This is a genomic window from Neorhizobium galegae, from assembly GCF_017877055.1.
In the GTDB taxonomy this organism is placed as follows: Bacteria; Pseudomonadota; Alphaproteobacteria; order Rhizobiales; family Rhizobiaceae; genus Neorhizobium; species Neorhizobium galegae_D.
Genome location: NZ_JAGIPG010000001.1, coordinates 2141732 through 2162085, shown reverse-complemented (window position 1 = coordinate 2162085; position 20354 = coordinate 2141732). Strand labels below are relative to the sequence as shown.

General features: G+C 63.2%; 17 protein-coding genes. 14 read left to right on the top strand and 3 right to left on the bottom strand.

From position 1 onward, the window contains the following. Positions 1–55: 55 nt before the first annotated feature. Positions 56–1459, top strand: a complete 1404-nt coding sequence (locus J2857_RS10200) for a PLP-dependent aminotransferase family protein (protein WP_210009955.1) — start codon at positions 56–58, stop codon at positions 1457–1459. Positions 1460–1585: 126 nt separating this feature from the next. Continuing rightward, entirely contained in the window at positions 1586–1969 is a 384-nt protein-coding gene (locus J2857_RS10195) for a DUF983 domain-containing protein (RefSeq protein ID WP_210010105.1), read from the top strand. 6 nt (positions 1970–1975) lie between these two features. On the opposite strand, the gene J2857_RS10190 is transcribed toward J2857_RS10195, so the two are convergent. Further along, on the bottom strand, positions 1976–3121 hold the full coding sequence (locus J2857_RS10190; RefSeq protein ID WP_210009954.1) for an NAD(P)-binding domain-containing protein: 1146 nt from the start codon (positions 3119–3121) through the stop codon (positions 1976–1978). Positions 3122–3339: 218 nt separating this feature from the next. Between J2857_RS10190 and recQ the strand changes: the two genes are divergently transcribed. Further along, entirely contained in the window at positions 3340–5199 is a 1860-nt protein-coding gene (recQ, locus tag J2857_RS10185; protein WP_210009953.1) for a DNA helicase RecQ, read from the top strand. 14 nt (positions 5200–5213) lie between these two features. Here recQ and J2857_RS10180 read toward each other — a convergent pair whose 3' ends face one another. Beyond that, positions 5214–6368, bottom strand: a complete 1155-nt coding sequence (locus tag J2857_RS10180) for an ROK family transcriptional regulator (RefSeq protein WP_210009952.1) — start codon at positions 6366–6368, stop codon at positions 5214–5216. Positions 6369–6578: 210 nt separating this feature from the next. Between J2857_RS10180 and J2857_RS10175 the strand changes: the two genes are divergently transcribed. The 11 genes from J2857_RS10175 (at position 6579) to J2857_RS10125 (ending at position 18637) form a co-directional block, all read left to right on the top strand. Beyond that, positions 6579–7886, top strand: a complete 1308-nt coding sequence (locus tag J2857_RS10175; RefSeq protein WP_210009951.1) for an extracellular solute-binding protein — start codon at positions 6579–6581, stop codon at positions 7884–7886. A gap of 69 nt (positions 7887–7955) precedes the next feature. Next, positions 7956–8846 (top strand): carbohydrate ABC transporter permease, encoded by an 891-nt coding sequence (locus J2857_RS10170; protein ID WP_210009950.1) that lies wholly within the window; start codon positions 7956–7958, stop codon positions 8844–8846. A gap of 3 nt (positions 8847–8849) precedes the next feature. Continuing rightward, positions 8850–9767 (top strand): ABC transporter permease subunit, encoded by a 918-nt coding sequence (locus tag J2857_RS10165; protein WP_210009949.1) that lies wholly within the window; start codon positions 8850–8852, stop codon positions 9765–9767. 2 nt (positions 9768–9769) lie between these two features. After that, positions 9770–10876 carry an ABC transporter ATP-binding protein gene (locus J2857_RS10160; protein WP_210009948.1) on the top strand — a complete coding sequence of 369 codons (1107 nt, stop codon included), beginning with the start codon at positions 9770–9772 and terminating at the stop codon, positions 10874–10876. 38 nt (positions 10877–10914) lie between these two features. Beyond that, a complete protein-coding gene (locus J2857_RS10155) occupies positions 10915–11742 on the top strand; it encodes a glycerophosphodiester phosphodiesterase family protein (protein WP_210009947.1) in 828 nt (275 codons plus the stop codon). Continuing rightward, positions 11739–12563: an inositol monophosphatase family protein gene (locus tag J2857_RS10150; RefSeq protein ID WP_210009946.1), complete on the top strand. Its 825-nt coding sequence runs from the start codon at positions 11739–11741 to the stop codon at positions 12561–12563. The genes J2857_RS10155 and J2857_RS10150 overlap by 4 nt, the downstream gene beginning before the upstream one ends. Before the next feature lie 308 nt (positions 12564–12871). Then, positions 12872–13903 (top strand): ABC transporter ATP-binding protein, encoded by a 1032-nt coding sequence (locus J2857_RS10145; protein ID WP_210009945.1) that lies wholly within the window; start codon positions 12872–12874, stop codon positions 13901–13903. Next, entirely contained in the window at positions 13900–14964 is a 1065-nt protein-coding gene (locus J2857_RS10140; protein ID WP_210009944.1) for an ABC transporter ATP-binding protein, read from the top strand. The genes J2857_RS10145 and J2857_RS10140 overlap by 4 nt, the downstream gene beginning before the upstream one ends. 61 nt (positions 14965–15025) lie before the next feature. After that, positions 15026–16591, top strand: coding sequence for an ABC transporter substrate-binding protein (locus tag J2857_RS10135; protein WP_210009943.1), 1566 nt, complete (start codon positions 15026–15028; stop codon positions 16589–16591). A gap of 178 nt (positions 16592–16769) precedes the next feature. Next, the gene (locus J2857_RS10130) at positions 16770–17729 is read left to right on the top strand and encodes an ABC transporter permease (RefSeq protein ID WP_210009942.1); all 960 of its coding nucleotides are present in this window, start codon (positions 16770–16772) and stop codon (positions 17727–17729) included. Next, the gene (locus J2857_RS10125; protein WP_245363061.1) at positions 17726–18637 is read left to right on the top strand and encodes an ABC transporter permease; all 912 of its coding nucleotides are present in this window, start codon (positions 17726–17728) and stop codon (positions 18635–18637) included. The genes J2857_RS10130 and J2857_RS10125 overlap by 4 nt, the downstream gene beginning before the upstream one ends. Before the next feature lie 76 nt (positions 18638–18713). Here J2857_RS10125 and J2857_RS10120 read toward each other — a convergent pair whose 3' ends face one another. Beyond that, positions 18714–20303: an ABC transporter substrate-binding protein gene (locus tag J2857_RS10120; RefSeq protein WP_210009941.1), complete on the bottom strand. Its 1590-nt coding sequence runs from the start codon at positions 20301–20303 to the stop codon at positions 18714–18716. Between the last annotated feature and the right edge of the window lie 51 nt (positions 20304–20354).

Genomic DNA, 20354 nt, shown 5'->3' with positions numbered 1-20354 from the left:
GACTCACTGAGCAACAATATACAGTCAATCCAGGACTAACTATCGGACGTCACGGATGAAGACCTGGAAGCCTGACCTCGCCCGTAGCCGATCCCCGCGCTACATGGCGATCGCCGATGTCATCGAGATGGACCTGAGGAGCGGCAACCTCGTGATCGGCGATCGCTTGCCGCCGCAGCGCGAACTGGCCAAGGTGCTCGACGTCGATTTCACCACCGTGGCGCGCGGCTATCTGGAGGCCCAGAAGCGTGGTCTGGTCAGTTCGCATGTAGGGCGCGGCACCTTCGTCACCGGCGGTGTCGACAAGGAGCGCCGGGGTTTCGTCTCCGACGCCGCGCCCGATCCACGCCGGGCCTCGATCGTCGACTTTTCCATGAACATGCCGCCGGAGCCGGACGATCCGGAACTGATTGCCCGGATGCAGGGCGGGCTAACCGCAGTCGCCACCAACCTCGTGCCTTTGCTGCGTTATCAGAGTTTCGGCGGTGCCGGCATCGACAAGGAGGCGGCGGCGGCCTGGCTCAGCCGGCGTGGCCTGGTTCCATCGCAGGAGCGTATCTTCCTCGCTCCCGGCGCGCATCCGGCGCTGCTGGCGATCTTCGGCATGCTGGCAAGGCCGGGCGAGACGGTGCTGTCGGAGAACATCACTTATCCCGGTATCCGCTCCATCGCCGCGCAACTGCGGTTGAGCCTTGTCGGCCTGCCGATGGATGACGAAGGCATTCTGCCGGCGGCCTTTGCCGAGGCCTGCGAGAGGAAGAAGCCAAAAGCACTTTATCTCAACCCGATCCTGCAGAACCCGATGACGCTGACCGTTCCGGAACGGCGTCGCGAGGAGATCTGCGCCGTGGCGCGCAAATATGGCGTGCCCATCGTCGAGGACGATGCCTACGGCTTCATTCCTCTGCGCCCCCCGGCACCGCTGGCTGCGATAGCTCCGGACCTGACCTGGCATATCGGCGGGCTTTCCAAATCTCTCGGCGCCGGTCTCAGGCTTGCTTATGTCGTCGCCCCGGACACCAGGGCCGCGTGGCCGTTCGTCAGCGCCATGCGCGCCAACAACGTCATGGCATCGCCGCTCTCGGCAGCGCTCGCCACCCGTTGGATCGAGGATGGCACGGCCGACAATATCCTGCACTTCGTCAGGACCGAAGCGACGGCCCGCCAGGCTCTGGTCGCAGACATATTGCCGAAGGGCAGCTATCGCGGCGATCCGATCAGCTTCAATATCTGGCTGCCGTTGGCGCAGGGTTGGACCCGCTCGACGTTCGGCAGCCATATGCGCTCCGCCGGCATCGGGGTTGTGGCGAGCGACGCTTTCACTGTCGACGGCCCGGCTCCCGAAGCGGTGCGCGTATGCCTCGGTGGTCCTATCCAGCGGCCTGCGCTGAAGGCCGCCCTGGAATTCATGGGACATGCGCTGGAAAGCTCGCCCGAGATGGCCGGCTCCTTCTTCTGATCCGTCCTCTGCGATCCGTGGCCGGAATGCCTGCGGCATTCTGGCTAATCGACATATTGAATGCATCAATCTATATAATGACTGCAATCAATGAACGATTTGATCGCTTTGCTCCCAAGGACAATGATCATGGATCACGAATGGCCTCCTCTCCCTCCCATGCAGACCGGTATCCGCGGGCGCTGCCCGCGTTGTGGTCAGGGGCATTTGTTCAACGGCTTCCTGACGCTCAAGCCGAAGTGCGAAGCCTGCGGACTGGACTATTCCTTCGCCGACCCCGCCGACGGCCCGGCCTTTTTCGTGATGTGCTTTGCCTGCGTGCCGAGCGTGCTTCTCGGTGTCTGGCTGGAAGTGCAGTACCAACCGGCCTGGTGGGTTCACCTGCTGGTGACATTGCCCTTCATGCTTCTGACCTGCATCCCGCCGCTTCGACCGCTGAAGGGTTGGCTGGTGGCGAGCCAGTATTTCTACAAGGCGGAAGAAGGAAAGCTGGTGAGGCGCGCCGGCTAGGTCGCATCATTGACCGCGATTGACTGGAGCGTCGAGGAAGGCTTTCAATTCCCGCGCGGCTGCGCCACCCGCGCGGTTCGCCCCGATCGTCGAAGCGGACGGGCCGTAGCCGACCAGGTGAATGCGCGGGTCTTTTGCGACCTGCGTCGCCAGCCGGCCGGTCATCAGGATGCCACCGCTCGCCTCGCGTAACTGCAGCGGGGCGAGGTGATCGAGCGAACTGCGAAAACCCGTACACCATAGGATCACGTCGGCCCGCTGCTCGGAACCGTCAGCCCAGCGTATCCCGTGTTCGGTGATCTCGGAAAACATCGGCAGTCGGTTTAACGCACCCCGTTCGCGCGCCGCCTGGATCGCCGGCGTAACAGGCAGGCCGGTCACCGAAACCACCGAACCCGGCGGAAGGCCCTGGCGGACACGATCTTCCACCAGCGCAACGGCAGCATGTCCCGCTTCCGGCGTGAACGGCTCGTCGCGGAATTTCGGTTCCCGTCGCGTCACCCAGGTGGTCGAGGTGACGCGGGAGATCTCGTCGAGCAACTGGATCGCCGAAATCCCGCCGCCAACCACGACGACATGCTGGCCGGAAAATTCCTCGGCGGTGCGATAATCCCGCGTGTGGAGCTGCCGCCCATGGAAACGATCGGCACCGGGATAGTCGGGAATGTAAGGCGATTCCCATGTGCCGCTGGCATTGATCAATCCCCGCGCCGAGAAGGCGCCCCGGTCGGTTTCCACCCTCAGCCGCTCTCCCCGGTTGCAGACGACCGTGACCTTGACGGGACGATGGACGTGCAGATCGAAGGCGCGCTCATAAACCGCAAAATATTGGGGCACGGCGACCGACGCCTTGACCAGGCTGGCTGAAGTATCGACCACCTCCTCGAACCGCATTCCGGGGAGGTCATGGACACGATTGGCGGTGGCCAGCGTCAGAGAAGGCCAGCGAAATTGCCAGGCGCCGCCAGGCTCCGGAGACTGGTCGAAGACCACGAAATCCTTGTCCGGCGCAAGGCCGAGCTTGCGCAGGTGATAGGCCGAGGACAGACCCGCCTGGCCGGCGCCGATCACGACGATGTCGACCTTGATCGCCACGCGGGGACGACCGGGTTCGGCATTGGTGTAGTGATCTGTGTCGGAATCTGCGGTCATGCTGGATATCGATACGATTGAAGGCCGGCGAACAGGTAGAGAGGCTTATACGTCTGCGGAAGACGCTTCAAGCCGCATGGCTTGCAAGCAGAAGTGGCAGCGGTATAGTTGCATCAGGTTTCATCCATGCCATGCCCATCCAAGCTCAATGTTCGCATATACTCGCGACGGGCGCTGGACCTGTGCCATAGTCCAGGCTCTCTCATGAAAGCGATTCCATGCAGCCCACCCAAAACCACCTCGCTCCCCTGTTCGACAACGATGGCACGAAAAACCCGCTCGATGTGCTGAAGCGCGTCTACGGTTATTCATCGTTCCGAGGCAAGCAGGCCGCGGTCGTCGAACAGGTCGTGTCCGGTGGCGATGCCGTGGTGCTGTTTCCGACCGGAGCGGGCAAGTCGCTTTGCTTCCAGATCCCCGCCCTCTGCCGCGATGGGGTCGGCATCGTCGTTTCGCCGCTGATCGCGCTGATGCGCGACCAGGTGGAGGCGCTGAAACAGCTCGGCGTGCGGGCCGCCGCGCTCAATTCCTCGCTGACGCGGGAGGAGTTCCTGGATGTTCGCCGGGCGATCGCCCATGGCGATCTCGATCTTCTCTATGTGACGCCCGAGCGCATCGTCACGCCCGCCTTCAAGGAGATGATCGGCAATGCGAAGATCGCGCTGTTTGCGATCGACGAAGCCCACTGCGTTTCCCAATGGGGCCATGATTTCCGCCCGGAATACCGCGAGCTCGGCCATCTCGCCGAGCTTTACCCGGGCGTGCCGCGCATGGCATTGACGGCAACGGCCGATCCGCATACCCGCGAAGACATCATCGACAAGCTCGGCCTGCGGCGCGCAGAGGTGTTCACCACCTCGTTCGATCGTCCGAACATCGCCTACGAGATCGTCGAGCGCGATCAGCCGCGCCAACAGCTCCTGCGTTTCCTGTCCCGCCACAAGGGGTCGAGCGGTATCGTCTATTGCCTGTCGCGCGCAAAGGTCGAGGACACCGCGGAGTGGCTGAACGGGCAGGGTGTTCGCGCACTTGCCTATCACGCCGGCATGGACCGCAGCATCCGCGACGCCAACCAGGACGCGTTCCTGAAGGAGGAGGATCTCTGCCTGGTCGCAACCGTCGCCTTCGGCATGGGCATCGACAAGCCGAACGTGCGTTACGTCGCCCATCTCGATCTGCCCGGTTCCGTCGAGGCCTATTACCAGGAGACCGGCCGCGCCGGGCGCGACGGGCTGCCGTCCGACGTCTGGATGGCCTATGGCATGGCCGATGTCATCCAGCGCGGCCGCATGATCGACGAAGGCACTTCGGGCAACGATGTGAAGCGGGTCGAGCGCGCCAAGCTCAATGCGCTGCTCGGCATCTGCGAAACGCCCGGCTGCCGGAGGCAGGCAATCCTGGCGCATTTCGGCGAGGCGCATGGCGGCCAATGCGGCAATTGCGACACCTGCCTCAAACCCGTCGAAACCTGGGACGGGACGGAGGCCGCCATCAAGGCGCTGGCGGCGATCTACCGGACCGGCGAACGTTTCGGCACCGGCCACCTGATCGATGTGCTGCTCGGCAACCGCAATGAAAAGACCACCCGCTTCGGCCATGCGGACATGCCGGTCTTCGGTGTCGGCAAGGACATCCCGTCAAAGACCTGGCAGTCCGTCTACCGTCAATTGCTGGCCGCCGGCCTTGTCAGCGTCGATCATGCTGCCTTCGGCGCTCTGAAGCTGGAGCCGGAGGCCCGCGCCGTGTTCAAGCACGAACGCGAGGTGCGTTTCCGCAAGGACCGCCCGACGACCGGCAAGGCGTCGAGAAGCGCGTCGCCGAGTGCGGCAAACGCCCGGTCCGCGCTGGAGGGAGCCGACGCCGAACTCTTCGAGGCGCTGCGCGTCGCGCGCCTCGCGATCGCCAAGGAGCTTGCGGTGCCGCCCTACGTCGTCTTTCCGGATACGACGCTGATCGCGTTTGCGACCGAACGCCCGACGAACCGCGACGCGCTGCTTACCATTTCCGGCGTCGGACAGTCGAAGCTCGAGCGTTACGGGGATGCCTTTTTGAAGGTGATCCGGGCGCACGAGAGGTAGACGGGCCGCCCGCGTCAGTAAAAGGTCGAGTGGAACGGCGTGATCGCGGCGCCCATCGCCGATGCGTCGCTGGCGATTTCCGAGATGATCAGCTTGGGGCTGGGGCGGGGCACGCCATAGCGCGGTCGGTCATAAATGCGGGTTCGATCGATCATCATCTGCGCCAGATGTGGCGGCACCTGGCCGCCGAAAACGATCGCCTGCGGGTCGAAGATTGCCCAGATGGCGTTGACCAAGCGGTTATAAGCCGGCGTGACCTCATTCACCCACTCGGCGACACCTGGCCATTGCGGATCGAAATGTCTGCGCATGTAGGTGATCGACGGGACATCGACGCCGTTGCGAGCGAGCCGCTCTATGAGCAACTGTAGCGCCGGCCGCCGCTGGTTTTCCTCCTCGTCATAGATGCCCGAAAACTCCCCGGCATTGCCATTGCCGCCAAGCAGCAGTTCCCCGTTGCTGATCAGTCCGCCGCCGAAACCGTAGTTGAAGCTCAAATAGGCGAAATGCTTGATATGACGCCCGACGCCGAACATGGCTTCGGCGATTGCGCCGGTATTGGCGCCATTGTGAACCCAGACCGGCCTGCCGAAAAATTCCGCCAACAGCGGACCGAGTTCGATCAGCGACCATTCATGGAGCGGAAGGGGTGCGTTATAGCGGGTTCCGCCGACATGAAAGCCGGCGATCGCAAAGCCGATGCCGAAAAGGGCCTCCGGGGATAGGTCGTTGAGTTTCTGCGCTTCCACGAGCCGTTCTCTGACCAGATCGAGGGATTGCGCCATCGTATGCCCGCGCAGCGTCACGCTGCTTTCAGCCAGAACATTCCCTGCAAGGTCCATCAGGCAGATACCGATGACATCGGTATTGACCGAGATCCCGCAGGAATAGGCGTATCGACCGTCGAGCCTGAGCGTCGGGCTCGGTTGCCCGCGGCCGACGCCCGGTTTCGGAGAGCCGAACGAGACGATGCCGCGCTCCGTGAGCTGGTCGATGATCCGGTAGACGGATTGCTGGGTGAGGTCGGTATGGGCCGTCACTTCGGACCGGGAAAGGCCGGGATAACGCCAGATGAGTTTGAGCAGGTTGCGCTCGTTCGGCGAGACGACGCCGCTTTCGCCTGTGCGCAGGAATTGCGGCGAGATCAGAGCCTCGGGAAAATACGCCACCGGATACACCTCCGTCGCTCACAATTACTAGAGAGGTGTAATAATCACGGTTGCATACCGCCGCCGACCTCACGTTTTCCCCTGCTTAGCTGGAAATCCCTTTCGCGACAAGGGCTTCCGACCGTCATTTAATTGTTACACGTAAAGTGTAGTAATCCTGTCGTTCCGATGCCGAGCTCACTCGGCCGATCCCAACAGGCGAGGGCAATTATGAAGATTTCCATTCTGGCGGCCGCGGCCGCCCTGATGGCGGGTGCGTGTTCCGCGCAGGCCGCCAATATCGAATTCTGGTACGGCAATACCGGTCCTGTCGAAACCGCGATCAAGGCCCAGTGCGACGCCTTCAATGCCGCACAGACCCAGCACAAGGTCACCTGCGTCGGCCAGGGCAGCTACGAAGTGTCGATGCAGAAGGCGATCGCCGCCTATCGCGCCAAGAACCACCCGGTGCTGATCCAGTTCTTCGACGCGGGCACGCTCGACCTGATGCTGTCCAACGCCGTCGTGCCGGTCCAGGAAATCCTGCCCGACGTCAAGTGGGACAGCTATATCGCCGGTGCCCGTGCCTATTACGAAACGTCCGGCGGCAAGCTGTTCGCGCAGCCCTACAATGCCTCGACCCTGCTGTTTTATACGAACAAGACCGAGCTCGAAAAAGCCGGCATCACCCAGACCCCGACCACCTGGGAAGAGGTGATCGATGCGGCCCGCAAGCTGAAGACTGCCGGCCATGCATGTCCGTTCGTCACCGATGGCGATACCTGGCGCGTGCTGGAGCAGTTCTCCGCCCGCCACGGCCTGCCGATCGCTTCCAGGCACAATGGTTATGACGGCCTCGACGCCGAATATGTCTTCAACACCACCTTCGTCGCCAAGCACCTCCAGAACCTGGTGGACTGGCGCAAAGAAGGCTTGGTCAAGCTCAATGCCGACACCAAGGCCGGGAACTACACCGCCGCCTTCAACGCCGGCGAATGCGCGATGATGGAAGGCTCCTCCGGCTCCTACGCCGCCTCCACCAAGGCTTTTGACGGCAAGTACCAGATCACCGTCAACATGGCGCCGATGTACAAGGGTTACGAGCGCCACAACACGCTGGTCGGCGGCGCTTCGATCTACGTCATGAAGGGCCATGACCAGGCTGAAGTCGATGGCGCCAAGGCCTTCCTCGACTTCCTGCGCAAGCCGGAACAGCAGATGGCGTTCACCGCGGCGACCGGCTACGTGCCCGTCACCAACGATGTGCTCGACGCGATCAACAAGAGCGGCGACGCCAAGGCTGCGAAATACGCGACTGCCGCCATCGGCATCGAGTCGATGAACCAGCCGCCGACCGCAGACAGCCGCGGCATTCGTCTCGGCTTCTACGTGCAGTTCCGCGAAATCTTCATGGAAGAGACCCAGAAGGCTTATGGCGGCCAGCAGACCATGCAGGTCTCGCTCGACAACGCCAAGAAGCGTGGCGACGAGCTGCTGCGCCGCTTCGAGCAGACCTACAAGGGCGTCAAGCTGCCTTGATCCAAGCCTGATCCGGGCGGACGGGACGCAAGTCCCGTCCGTGCTTGTCCCTCACTGCGGGCTGTTCTCATGACCTCCGAATCCACACTCTTCAGCAATCGCTGGCTGCCGATCCTCTTGGTCGCGCCGTTCATGCTGCTGATCGTCCTCTTCTTCTACGTGCCGATCTTTCAGGCCTTCTACTGGTCCTTCTTTCTCGAGCAGCCGTTCGGCGGCGGTTCGATGTTCGTGGGCCTCGACAATTTCGCCCGTGTCCTGTCCGACCGGGAATTCTGGCAGGCTGGCTGGCGCACCATCATCTTCATGGTGACCGCATCGTCGCTCGCCGTGCTGATCCCGCTGATCCTCGCGGTCGCCGCCGACCGCAAGGTCCGCCTGTCGCTGCCCGCCCGCAACGTGCTGGTCTGGCCGAAGGGTGTCGCGGGCGCTTCGATCGGCGTGGTGTTCGCCTTCGTCTTCAATCCGTTCGTCGGCATCCTGGCGCCGCTCAACAAGGCTTTTCCGGGCATCTGGGCACCGGGCATCGACGGCACGGATGCCTTCATCACCCTGATCGCCGCGCATGTCTGGGGCGGCATCCCGTTCAATTTCGTCATCCTTCTGGCCGGGCTGCAATCGATCCCGCGCACCATGCATCAGGCGGCGGCCATGGATGGGGCAGGGCCCTGGCGGCGGATTTTTGACGTGCAATTGCCGCTGATCATGCCGCAGCTCTTCCTGACGCTGGTGCTGGAATTCACCGAAAGTGTCACTTCGGCCTTCGCGCTGATCGACACCATCACCCATGGCGGCCCCGGCGGAGCGACCACGCTGCTTGTCTACAAGATCTACAAGGACGGCTTCAGCGGCTACGATCTCTCTGGCGCCTCCACCCAGACCGCGATCCTGATGATCTTCGTCATCCTTCTCACCGCCGCCCAGTTCGTCTTCCTCGGCCGGCGCATCAACTACGAGCGCTGACAGATGATCGAGAACGCACGCTCCCTCAATATCGCCGCGAGCCTGATCCTGCTTATTGGAATGCTCTACATTCTCGGGCCGCTCTACCTGACGCTGGCGACGGCAACGCAATCCTACGAATTTCTGCTGCGCAACGGGCTTGCCTGGTATCCCGGCGACCAGTTCCTCAACAACGTGGCGCGCATCTTCACTGAGACGCGCATCCCGATTCAGATGCTCAACAGCCTCGCCGTGGCATTCAGCCTGGCGATTGCCACCTGCGTCCTGTCTTTCCTGTCGGCCTATGCGATCGTCTATTTCCGCATCCGCTGGGCGGGGATCGCATTCGCATTGATCCTGGCCACCATCATGCTGCCGGTCGATATCCGCGTCATCACCACCTATCAGGTGGCGTCGAACGTGTTCTCGCCGGTCAACGCGCTGCTCGACGTCACCGGCCTCAACGGATTGATCGCCGAGGCTTTCGGCGCGCCGGTGCAGCTCGAATTGAGCGTGCTCAACACGCATTTCGGCCTGATCGCGCCGCTTGTCGCCCATGGCACGGGCACGTTTCTGTTCCGCCAGTTCTTTCTCACTCTGCCGAAAGACCTGTTCAAGGCCGCCCGCATGGATGGGGCAGGCCCGGTGCGCTTCATGTTCGACATCCTTCTTCCCTTGTCGCGCACCAGTTTCGCGGCGCTGTTCGTGCTGACCTTCCTGAGCGGCTGGACGCAGTATCTCTGGCCGCTCGTCGCCTCGTCGACGCCCGACATGCAGACCGCCCTCGTCGGCCTGGCGCGCCTGCTGCCGGATTCGGACGGCGAAGTGCCCGACTTTCCGATGATCATGGCAGGTGCCGTGATCGTTTCCCTCGTGCCCCTCCTGATGATCGCGCTCTTGCAGCGGTATCTGGTGCAGGGCCTCGTGCTTTCGGAGAAATAGCGATGAACGCCATCGATACAGCCATCCGCGCCGCCGCTGCGAGCATCACGGTCAAAGGCCTGACCAAGGCCTATGATCCCCAGACGGTGGTTATCCCGCCGATGGATGTCGAGCTCAAGGCCGGCGAATTCACCGTCGTGCTCGGTCCGTCCGGTTGCGGTAAATCCACCCTTCTGCAGATGATCGCCGGGCTCGAACGGGTGAGCGGCGGCAAGATCCTGATCGGCGCCCGCGAGGTTCAGGACCTCGAACCGAAACATCGCGGCTGTGCCATGGTGTTCCAGAATTATGCGCTTTATCCGCATATGAGTGTGTTCGAGAACATGGCCTACAGCCTCAAAGTCGCCGGCATGGCGAAGGCGGAGCGCGCCGAGCGGGTCGCCGCGGTCGCCAAGATGCTCGGCCTCGCCGACTATCTGCATCGCAAGCCGGGACAGCTTTCCGGCGGCCAGCGCCAGCGCGTCGCGATCGGCCGCGCCATCGTCCGCGAACCCGCCGTACTGCTGTTCGACGAACCGCTGTCGAACCTCGATGCGCAGCTTCGCCATGACATGCGTGTCGAGCTTGCCGACCTGCATCGCCGCATCGGCGCCACCACGGTCTTCGTCACCCACGATCAGGTGGAGGCGATGACGCTCGCCGACCGCATCATGATTCTCAACAAGGGCCGCATCGAGCAGTTCGATACGCCGAAGGCGATCTACCACCATCCGGCCTCGGTCTTCGTTGCCAAGTTCATCGGTGCACCACCGATGAATATTTTGCCCGTGACCGGAGACGGATCGGCGCTGAGGCTCGCCGACGGCCAGGTGGTGGCGAACGCCCCGCTGACCGGCGCCTATCAGCTCGGCATCCGGCCCGAGGACATCGTCGTGGACGGCAAGGCGGACGGCCATGCGGTCAAGGCGGCACTCCGGTTTCGCGAGGATCTCGGTTCCCATTCGGTGCTGGCCGCCGATCTCGGCGGCTCGATCGTCCGCGTCGCGACGCCCTTCGGTGCGGATATCGCCGACCGGCTCGAACTTCTCCTGAACTTCCCGACCTCGCGACTGCATCTCTTCGATGTAGCGACGGGCCGGGCCATACCCGGTGCCTTCGGCGCCCAATGAAAGCCCGGCGCCAAGGGCGCCTAATGAAAGAAACCCTCATGAACTACAAAGACTTCATCGCCGATCCGGCACGCAGCTGTGCCGTCGTTGCCCATCGCGGCGCCTGGCATGGCGCGCCGGAAAACAGCCTGGCGGCCATCGAAAACGCCATTGCGCTCGGCTGCGAGATCGTCGAACTCGACGTGCGCAAGAGCGCCGACGGCCAGCTTTTCCTGATGCATGACGATACGCTGGAACGCATGGCCGGCATCGACCGCGATGCCGAGACTTTCACCATGGCGGAGCTGCAGGCGATCATGCTGCGCGAGGACGATGGCGGCGAAGGCCGTGCTTTCAGCGACCAGCCCATTCCGACCCTGAAACAGGCGCTGGAGATCATGCGCGGCCGCATCTTCGCCGATCTCGATCTCAAGGACCGCGGGCTTTTCTCGGAAGTCGCCGCCTGCGCCCGCGAGATGGGCGCCCACGCCGGCGTCGATCTCAAGACCAAGGTCCACAGCCTAGCGGATGTCCACTGGGTGCGCGACCAGAATATCGACGGCGTGCCGTTCATGGGCATGGCGCGCTTCACCGCCGAAAACATCGGCGACTCGCTTGCGGTTCTCGCCAACCTGTCGCCCTTCATGTGCGAAATCCGCTTCGACAGTCTCGAAACGATCGCTCATCATCGCGAGGCTTTCGCGAGGGCCCGCATGGCGCTCTGGGTCAACACGCTCGACCAGCCGGGCAGCGGCGAGTGGACGGACAGTGCGGCTCTTGCCAATCCCGATCTGATCTGGGGTCGGTTGATGGAGGCGGGCATCAGCGTTATCCAGACGGACCAGCCCGCCGTACTAAAATCCTACATAAAGGCCCGCCAGGCATGACGATCATTTCAGAGGCCGTGCTCCAGTCCCTGATGGAGGATATGCGCCAGGCGGGGGAGGCGGAGGTTCTGCCCCGTTTCCTAGGCGTAACGGCGGATGGCATCCGCGCCAAGACCGCCCCGGACGACATCGTCACCGATGCCGATCTGGGTGCGGAACGCCGGCTTTCCGCAGCACTCTCCACACATTTTCCCGAGGCGCTGATCGTTGGCGAGGAGGCAGTCTCAGCCGATCCGACGCTGCTCGACCGCCTGGCGGATGCCAAGCTCGCGGCGATCATCGATCCCGTCGACGGCACCTGGAATTTCGCCCATGGCGTGCCGCTGTTCGGCATGATCGTGGCGGTCGTTTCCGGCGGAGAAACCGTCGCGGGGCTGGTCCACTATCCGGTGACGGGCGATTTTCTCGTGGCCCGGCCGGGCGAGGGGGCCTGGCATATCGCCCGTGACGGCGCACGCACCCGCCTCAGCGTTGCCGCGGCGGTTCCGGTCGGCGAGATGAGCGGCTTCGTGCCGCTGCATATGTTTTCGCCGCAAGAGCAGGCGGCGTTCGCGCCGCGGCTTCTGCGCTTCGGCCGCACCACCACATGGCGATGCTCCGCTTTCGAATACCGGATGGTGGCGACTGGAGCGATGACCTTCTCACTGAATGCCGACATGAAGCCATGGGACCACGCGGCGGGCGAACTGATCCACCGCGAAGCCGGCGGTTATAGCGGCCTCCTGAGCGGCGAGCCCTATCGCCCCGCGATGACGCAAGGGCGGTTGCTGCTGGCGCCCGATGCGGCGAGCTGGGAGGCGATCCGCGAAAGCCTGAGATGACGGCCGAGTTGAGCGGGGTCGCCGGTCAAGGTCGGCCAGTCGGCATCGGCCCGCCCGCAAAATGAAGCAACACCCACCCCGCGCGTTCGCAAGCGTGATCGCGACCGCGCCGACGGACGACAATTTTCATTCTGGCTTTCGTCAACGTGACGTGTAATGTATACACGATTAGGCTCTCGGGAGGAGTCTGCATCGCGTATCAGGATCCCTGATGGGGTCTTTGGCGCGGTGAGGAGAATGCAAACTAGCCGCCTGCATGTCACATGCTGACCACGCGGGCGGCGGGCCGATAGGAGGATCAGGGCCGCATGCAGCAGCTTGCCGAGACCATGGTGGCCGGTCAGGACACGCTTCTGGATATCCAGAACCTGACATTGTCATTGCGTGACCAATCGGGTTGGGTCGAAGTCCTCAACAATGTTTCGCTTTCGGTAAAACCGAAGGAAATTCTCGGCGTCGTCGGCGAAAGTGGCTGCGGCAAGTCGATGACCGCGCTCTCGATCCTGCGCCTCCTGCCGCCACGCGATTCGCGCCTTGGCGGCAAGATCATGTTCGGCGGGCAGAACCTGGTGTCCTGTTCGGAATCGCAGATGAATCGTATTCGCGGCCGGCACATCAGCATGATTTTCCAGGAGCCGATGAGCGCGCTGGACCCGGTATTCACCGTGGGTTACCAGATCGAAGAAACCCTTCGGCGGCATTTCAAGCTGGATCGCCGGGAGGCGGCGGAACGCGCCATCGCGGCGCTGGATTCGGTCGGCATCGCATCGCCGCGCCGGGTCGCCACGCTTTACCCGATGAACCTTTCCGGCGGCATGCGCCAGCGTGTGATGATCGCGATGGCGCTCGTCTGCGAGCCGCGCCTGCTGATCGCCGACGAGCCGACCACGGCCCTCGACGTGACGATCCAGGCGCAGATCATGGACCTGCTTTTGGGCCTTGCCGACCGCACGGGCACCGCCATCATGTTCATCACCCACAATCTCGGACTGGTTGCGCAGAGCTGCCATCGGATGGTGACGATGTATGCAGGGCAGGTCGTCGAAGGTGGCCCGGTGAGGGACGTCATCGCCGGCCCCCGCCACCCCTATACCGCCGGCCTTCTGCATTCCATCCCCGACAGCAACCGCGCGCGGGGCACGCTGCCCTCGATCGCCGGCCGTGTTCCGTCCCTGCGCCACATGCCGAAGGGCTGTCGATTCGGGCCGCGCTGTTCCTATTCCATGCAGCCCTGCGAACTGCCCCAGAGCATAGAGAATGAGTGCATCGAGGGCGTCGATCGCCGGGAAGTGCGTTGCAACCGTTGGGACGAACTCGAATTGAGGGGGGTAGGAGCATGAGTGCCGGCGCTGCTTCGGATCAGACCGCGCTCAAGGTCGACAACCTGCATGTCAGCTTCGGCAATCCCCGGCGCGGCTCGCTGATCCGCGCGGTTGACGGCGTCAGCTTCAGCGTCCGCCAGGGCGAGATCTTCGGTGTGATCGGCGAGTCCGGTTCCGGCAAATCGACGCTCGGCCGCTGTCTCGTCGGCCTGCTCAGCCCAAGTGGCGGCGGGGTTTTGCATGACGGCGTCGATCCGTTCAAATTCTCCCGACGCGAACTCAACCGTCATCGGCGCAAGTATCAGATCGTTTCGCAGGATCCGAATGCGGCTTTCGATCCGCGCATGACCATCCTTCAGAGCATCTGCGAACCTTTGAACATCGCGGGCGAGGGGACGAAGGCCGAGCGGCGCGAAAAGGCGTTCGCGATGCTGGACCGGGTGTCGCTGGCGGCCGAAATGGCCAACCGCTATCCGCACGAGATTTCCGGCGGCCAGAAGCAGCGCGCCAACATTGCGCGTGCGCTGATGCTCGATCCGAACGTGATCGTCTGCGACGAGGTGGTTGCGGCGCTCGACGTGTCGATCCAGGCCGACATGCTCAATCTTTTCGCCCGCCTGCAGGAGCAGTTCGGCCTCACCTACGTCTTCATCAGCCATGATCTCAGGGTTGTCAGCCATATCAGCGACCGCGTGGCAGTGATGTATTTCGGCAAGATCGTCGAGTTCGGCCCCGCCCATGCCGTGATCGAAACGCCGCTGCATCCCTATACGGAGGCGCTGCGTTCGGCCGAACCGGAGATCAACCCGGCGGCAGCTGATGCCCGGCAGAGAATCATCCTGCAGGGGGAGATACCAAGCGCGATCGCGCCACCGGGCGGCTGCCGTTTCCACACGCGCTGTCCGCGGGTGCGCGACATCTGTCGCACGCAGGAGCCACAGCAGCGCGAATTGCTGCCTGGACGGCATGTTGCATGCCATTTCGCCGAGGAAATGCTTGGCGAAAAGGAGAGGAGAAGTCTTGATCTCGCGGGACGGGACGGCGCTCATCAAAGCGCCACCGCCCACACAGGGCGCTGACATAATGTGACGCTGATATAGCGGTCGAGCACGGCCGGTCATGGATGATGGAGGAGAAGACGTGACCACAAATCTATTTGGAAAGACACCGGATATTACCCGTCGTTCGCTGCTGGCCGGTACGGCTGCCGCGGGCGGCCTGGCCCTGTTGCCGGCAGTGGCGCGGGCTCAGGCCCCACAGCCGAGATCCGGCGGGACGCTGAGGGCCGTGATGCCGTTCAATCCGGCGGCACTCGACCCGCTGACGGGCCGCAACAATCCCGACTTCAACGCGCTTCTCCTGATGTTCGACGCGCTGATCGGCTTTGATCCGCAGACGCTCGAACTGCAGCCGATGCTGGCGACGTCGTGGAAGTTCACCGACCCCACCACGCTGGTTCTCGAGTTGCGCCAGGGCGTCGAATTCCATGACGGCACCCCGTTCAACGCCGAGGCGGTGGTCTTCCACCTGCAGCGCTGCAGCACCTACGATCGCTCGAACGTGAAGTCGGATCTTGCTGTCATCGACAAGGTCGAGGCGACCGGCCCCTACCAAGTATCGCTGAAGCTGAAATATCCGGACGCCACCCTGCCTGCGATCCTCACCGACCGCGCCGGCCTCATCGTGTCGCCCGCTTCGGTCAAGGCTGCCGCAGGTGGCAATGTCGATCGCGCGCCGGTCGGCACCGGGCCGTTCAAGTTCGTGGAATGGCAGGACAACACCCTGATCAAGGTGGTGAAAAACGCCAACTACTGGGGTGACAAGCCCTACCTCGACGGCGTCGACATGCGCATCGTCAACGAGTTCAACACGGCTGTCCGCACGGTGACCGCCGGTGAATCCGATATCGTCCTCAACATGAGCGCACAGCAGATGGCCGTCGCCAAGCGCGACCCGAAACTGGTCGCCGAAGCGACGCCGTCGATGATCTACTACACGGCTTTCCTGAATTATGGTGAGGGGCCGTTGAAAGACGTTCGCGTTCGGCAGGCCATGAACTGGGCGCTCGACCGGCCGGTGCTCAACCAGGTCCTCTGGGGCGGCCTTGGCGGCGGGCATTGCAGCATGTTCCCGTCGGGCTTCTGGGCCAACGACCCCGCGACCGAAAACTATTACAAGCTGGACCTCGACCGCGCCAAGTCGCTGCTGAAGGCGGCAGGTTTTGCAAACGGCATCGAGATCGCCACCTTCACCTGGGCGGACCAGGCGGCGGTGCAGCGCCAGGAAGTCCTCGGCGCCCAGCTTGCCGAGGCGGGCATCCGGCTGAAGGTCACTCCGGCGCAGCCGGCGCAGACGATGCAATATTTCCTCACCGAGAAGAAGGGTCAGATGCTGATGACCCCGACCGGCGGTCTTCCGGATCCGGCAACGGCCTACGACCGTCAGTTCTCGGCGACGGCCTATCGCAACGCGGCGAAGATCGAACTGCCGGGTTATCGCGAACTGATGGATGCGTCGATGAACACGTTCGACAACGCCAAGCGCAAGGATGTGCTCTTCAAGATGCAGCGTTTCGTGCTGGAAAACGCGCTGCACCTGCCGCAGTTCTCGTCGGCCGGCATCATCATCCGCACGCCGAAGGTGCACGGCTTCAATTTCAGCCTGCTGCAGCGCCCGCGCTTCCACAAGGTGTGGATGGAGGCCTGAGGCCAGTGATGCGATGCGCCCATGCGACCGTCGCATCGGGGCGTTGCCCGGAATCGGAGCGGGGGCAGGGTTTGCCTGCCCTGCTTCCCCGCATCGGAAGGCAGTGTTTATGCGCATCCGGTGTTCCCGCGCGGGCCCTTGGACTGGCCGGCGTCAATTGCAGATTGACGGAGTATCGATGATGTACGGCGTCCCCGGGATGATTGCGCAAAGGCTCATGCAGCTCGTGCCCGTGATGATCGTGGCCACGTTCGTGGTGTTTTCCCTCGTCTACATGATGCCCGGCGACCCGGCCATGATGATCGCGGGCGACTATGCGACGGCGGAACGGATTGCGGAAATCCGCCAGATCTACGGATTCGACCGGCCGATGCTGGTGCAATATTTCTTCTGGCTGGGAAATGCCGTGCAGGGCGATCTCGGTCATTCGCTGTTTTCGAACGAATCGGTTCTGCGGCTGATCCTCTCGCGCCTGCCGCATACGATCCTGCTGGTGCTTTATTCGCTGGTTCTCGGCGCAGCGATCGGCGTTCCGCTCGGCATTCTCGCCGCCACCCGCCAGGGCACCACGCTCGACAAGACCATCACCAGCGTCGCCTCGCTTGGCGTCGCGGTTCCCAATTTCTGGCTCGGCATCATTCTGGTGACGCTCTTTTCGCTCGGCTATCGCTGGTTCCCGGCGACCGGCGCCGTTTCCATTTTCGAAAAACCGCTGGAAGCGCTCTATTATGCGACCCTGCCGGCAATAGCGCTCTCGACCGGGGTGGTCGCGGTTCTGGCGAGACAGGTGCGCAGCGCGCTGCTTGAGGTTCTGGGCTCGCAATATATCCGCACGCTGCGCGCCAAGGGGCTCGGTTCGGGCGCCATCCTTTGGAAGCATGGGCTTCGCAACGTGGCGGCGACGATGCTGACGATTGCCGGCCTGCAGGTGAACCGGCTGTTTTCCAGCGCCGTCATCATCGAGGCCGTGTTCGCTATCCCCGGCGTCGGCAACCTGATCAGCTATTCGGCGCTCAACAAGGATTTTCCGGTCGTACAGGGCGTGGCGCTCGTGCTCGTGCTCGTTGTGATCCTCACCAATCTCCTGGTCGACGTGCTCAACGCGACTTTCGATCCCAGAGTGGCAGCCTCCACATGACCGATATGAACATGACCGCGATGACCCAAACCGCTGCCGTGCCGGCAACCAGGGCCACCCTGCCGCCTCCCGCCCGCTTCCGTTTCTGGGCCTGGCTATGGGCCGACAAGCGCGCGCTGATCAGTCTTGCTTACCTCTCCGTTCTGGTTCTGGCGGCGATCTTCGCGCCGGTGATCGCGCCCTATGCGCCCAACAAGCAGGACCTGATGGACCTTCTGGCGCCGCCGAGCGGCGCGCACTGGCTCGGCACCGACGATCTTGGCCGCGATACGCTGAGCCGGCTGATATACGGCTCCTACAATGCGCTTTATGCGGCAAGCCTTGCTGTCGGCATCGGCGTGGCGATCGGCGTGCCGCTCGGCGTCTTCATCGGTTTTGTCGGCGGCTGGATCGACCAAGTGGGCAGCCGCATCATCGATGGCGTGCTGGCCTTTCCGCCGCTCGTGCTGGCCGTCGCCGTCACCGGCGCGCTCGGCATCGGCCTCACCAATGCGATGATCGCCGTCGGCTTCGCCTTCGCGCCGGTGCTTGCCCGCACGATGCGGGCCCAGACGCTGGTGGTGAAGAATGCGCTCTATGTCGAGGCGGCCGTCGGCTTCGGCGCGTCACGCCTGCATCTGATCCTGCGCCATATCCTGCCCAATGCGATCCAGCCCGTGATCGTCGAAGTGACCCTGATGCTGGCCGTGGCGCTTCTGGCGGAAGCCGGACTGAGCTTCCTGTCGCTCGGCGTCCAGCCGCCTGAATCGAGCTGGGGCGGCATGCTGGCGCGCGCCTACCATTATGTCGAGGTGGCGCCCGAGCAGATGTACGCGCCGGGTTTCGCCATCCTGTTCACAGCGCTCGCCTTCAACACGCTCGGCGAATCGATCCGCGTGCTTCTCGATCCGACCATCAAGCGGCGGTAATCCCGATTTTGGATGCGAAACAACCCGGCTTCACGGCCGGGCTGTTTTGTTGCGTCTAACATGTCCTGGCTACGGATCACGCGGTCTGGTCGAGCCAAACGCGATGGAACCGCGGCGAGTGCAGCCGGTCGTACTTGAAATCCTTGACCTTCTTGTTGCGGATCGACATGGCGGCCGAGGTCACCAGCGGCAGATGCAGTGCCTGCTCCACGACGAAGCGCTGGAGCGCGGCAAATGCCTTCTTGCGTTCGCCGGCATCGGCCGAGGTGCCGGTCGCGTCCAGCAGCTTGCGGAATTGCGGGTCCTCGATCTTGCCGGCGTTGAACTGGCCGGTCGCCCCGAACAGCCGCTCATAGGTCTGGCTTGGATCGAGCCAGCCGCCCTGCGGATTGAGGATCATCGCGCCCTGGCCCTCGATGTAGAAGCGTTGGTTGACCACCTGCGGAGGCGAGGGAGTGACCTTGAGGCGGATGCCGACCTGTTCGAGCTGGTTGCCGACCACTTCCATGCGCTGCATCGACGTCTGGTCCGGCCAGCTCCAGGTCTCGACTTCCAGACCCTTCGGATACCCGGCGTCTGCCAGCAGGCTGCGCGCCTTGTTGGGATCGTGCTGGTAGAACTGCGCCGTTCCGGCATCCACCGCCCAGAAATCCTTGGGGAACATGGTCGAGGTCGGCTCGCCGAGGCCAAGCATCAGGACCTGATTCAGTTCGGTACGGTTGATGGCATAGTTCATCGCCTGCCGGACCCGTACGTCGTTGAGCGGCGGCTTGGCGAAATTCATCATCAGGGTGAAGAAGATCATCGAAGGATTGGCTTCGGCGGTCAGGTCCTGCACCCGGCGGGCCGTCGCGATCTGCTGCGCGGCCATGTTGAGCGCGAGATCGGTTTCGCCGGCCGTCACCGTGCGGGCGGCGGTATTGAGTTCGTTGATGATGCGGAAGTCGATGCCGTCGAGATAGGGCAGGCCTTTCTGCCAGTAGTCGGGGTTCTTCGCGACCTTGATCAGGTCGTTGTCGCGCCATTCGACGAATTTGATTGGTCCGGTGCCGACGGGCTTGCGGTCGACATTGCCGTCGGCCGCCGACGTGATGGAGGCGGGCGAGACGATGCAGCCGACGCGGCCGGTCAGGATGGTGGGCAGCGAATAGTTCGGCTGCTTGAGCTTGATCGTCACCTGGCTGGGACCGGTGACCGCCGCCGACGCAACCGAAACCAGGTCCGACTTCACGTTGGAGCGCGGGTCGCTGATGAAACGGTCGAGGTTGAACTTTACGGCCTCGGCGTTGAAAGGCGTGCCGTCATGGAATTTCACGCCATCGACGAGGTTGAGCACCAGTGTCGTGGGATCGGTGAAGCTCCAATCCTTGGCGAGCATCGGCTTCAGCTCGAGCGTTGCCGGGTCGAAGGCGATCAGCGCGTCGAACAGCGCGTAGAGCGCGTTGAAGTCCGGCACGTTGCGACCGGTCATCGGGTCGAGTGCGGCCGGGTTGAACGGCATGGCGATGCGCAAGGTGCCGCCCGGTTTGGGCGGCGTCGCCTGGGCGAAAATCTGCCCGGGCAAAAGCATCGCGCCTCCCAGCGCAGCACCTGACGCCAGAAGCGTTCTCCGGTTGATCCTGCTGTCATGAATGATCGACGGCATGCCGTCCTGCTGTTTCTTCATCTTTGGGCTCCTCCCCAATGAAACGAATTGATGAAACAAACTCCTGCCGGC

Coding starts and splice junctions, on each gene's coding strand:
- J2857_RS10200 (WP_210009955.1), top strand. CDS start 56: ATGAAGACCTGGAAGCCTGACCTCGCCCGTAGCCGATCCCCGCGCTAC.
- J2857_RS10190 (WP_210009954.1), bottom strand. CDS start 3,121: ATGACCGCAGATTCCGACACAGATCACTACACCAATGCCGAACCCGGT.
- recQ (WP_210009953.1), top strand. CDS start 3,340: ATGCAGCCCACCCAAAACCACCTCGCTCCCCTGTTCGACAACGATGGC.
- J2857_RS10175 (WP_210009951.1), top strand. CDS start 6,579: ATGAAGATTTCCATTCTGGCGGCCGCGGCCGCCCTGATGGCGGGTGCG.
- J2857_RS10170 (WP_210009950.1), top strand. CDS start 7,956: ATGACCTCCGAATCCACACTCTTCAGCAATCGCTGGCTGCCGATCCTC.
- J2857_RS10165 (WP_210009949.1), top strand. CDS start 8,850: ATGATCGAGAACGCACGCTCCCTCAATATCGCCGCGAGCCTGATCCTG.
- J2857_RS10160 (WP_210009948.1), top strand. CDS start 9,770: ATGAACGCCATCGATACAGCCATCCGCGCCGCCGCTGCGAGCATCACG.
- J2857_RS10155 (WP_210009947.1), top strand. CDS start 10,915: ATGAACTACAAAGACTTCATCGCCGATCCGGCACGCAGCTGTGCCGTC.
- J2857_RS10150 (WP_210009946.1), top strand. CDS start 11,739: ATGACGATCATTTCAGAGGCCGTGCTCCAGTCCCTGATGGAGGATATG.
- J2857_RS10145 (WP_210009945.1), top strand. CDS start 12,872: ATGCAGCAGCTTGCCGAGACCATGGTGGCCGGTCAGGACACGCTTCTG.
- J2857_RS10140 (WP_210009944.1), top strand. CDS start 13,900: ATGAGTGCCGGCGCTGCTTCGGATCAGACCGCGCTCAAGGTCGACAAC.
- J2857_RS10130 (WP_210009942.1), top strand. CDS start 16,770: ATGATGTACGGCGTCCCCGGGATGATTGCGCAAAGGCTCATGCAGCTC.
- J2857_RS10125 (WP_245363061.1), top strand. CDS start 17,726: ATGACCGATATGAACATGACCGCGATGACCCAAACCGCTGCCGTGCCG.
- J2857_RS10120 (WP_210009941.1), bottom strand. CDS start 20,303: ATGAAGAAACAGCAGGACGGCATGCCGTCGATCATTCATGACAGCAGG.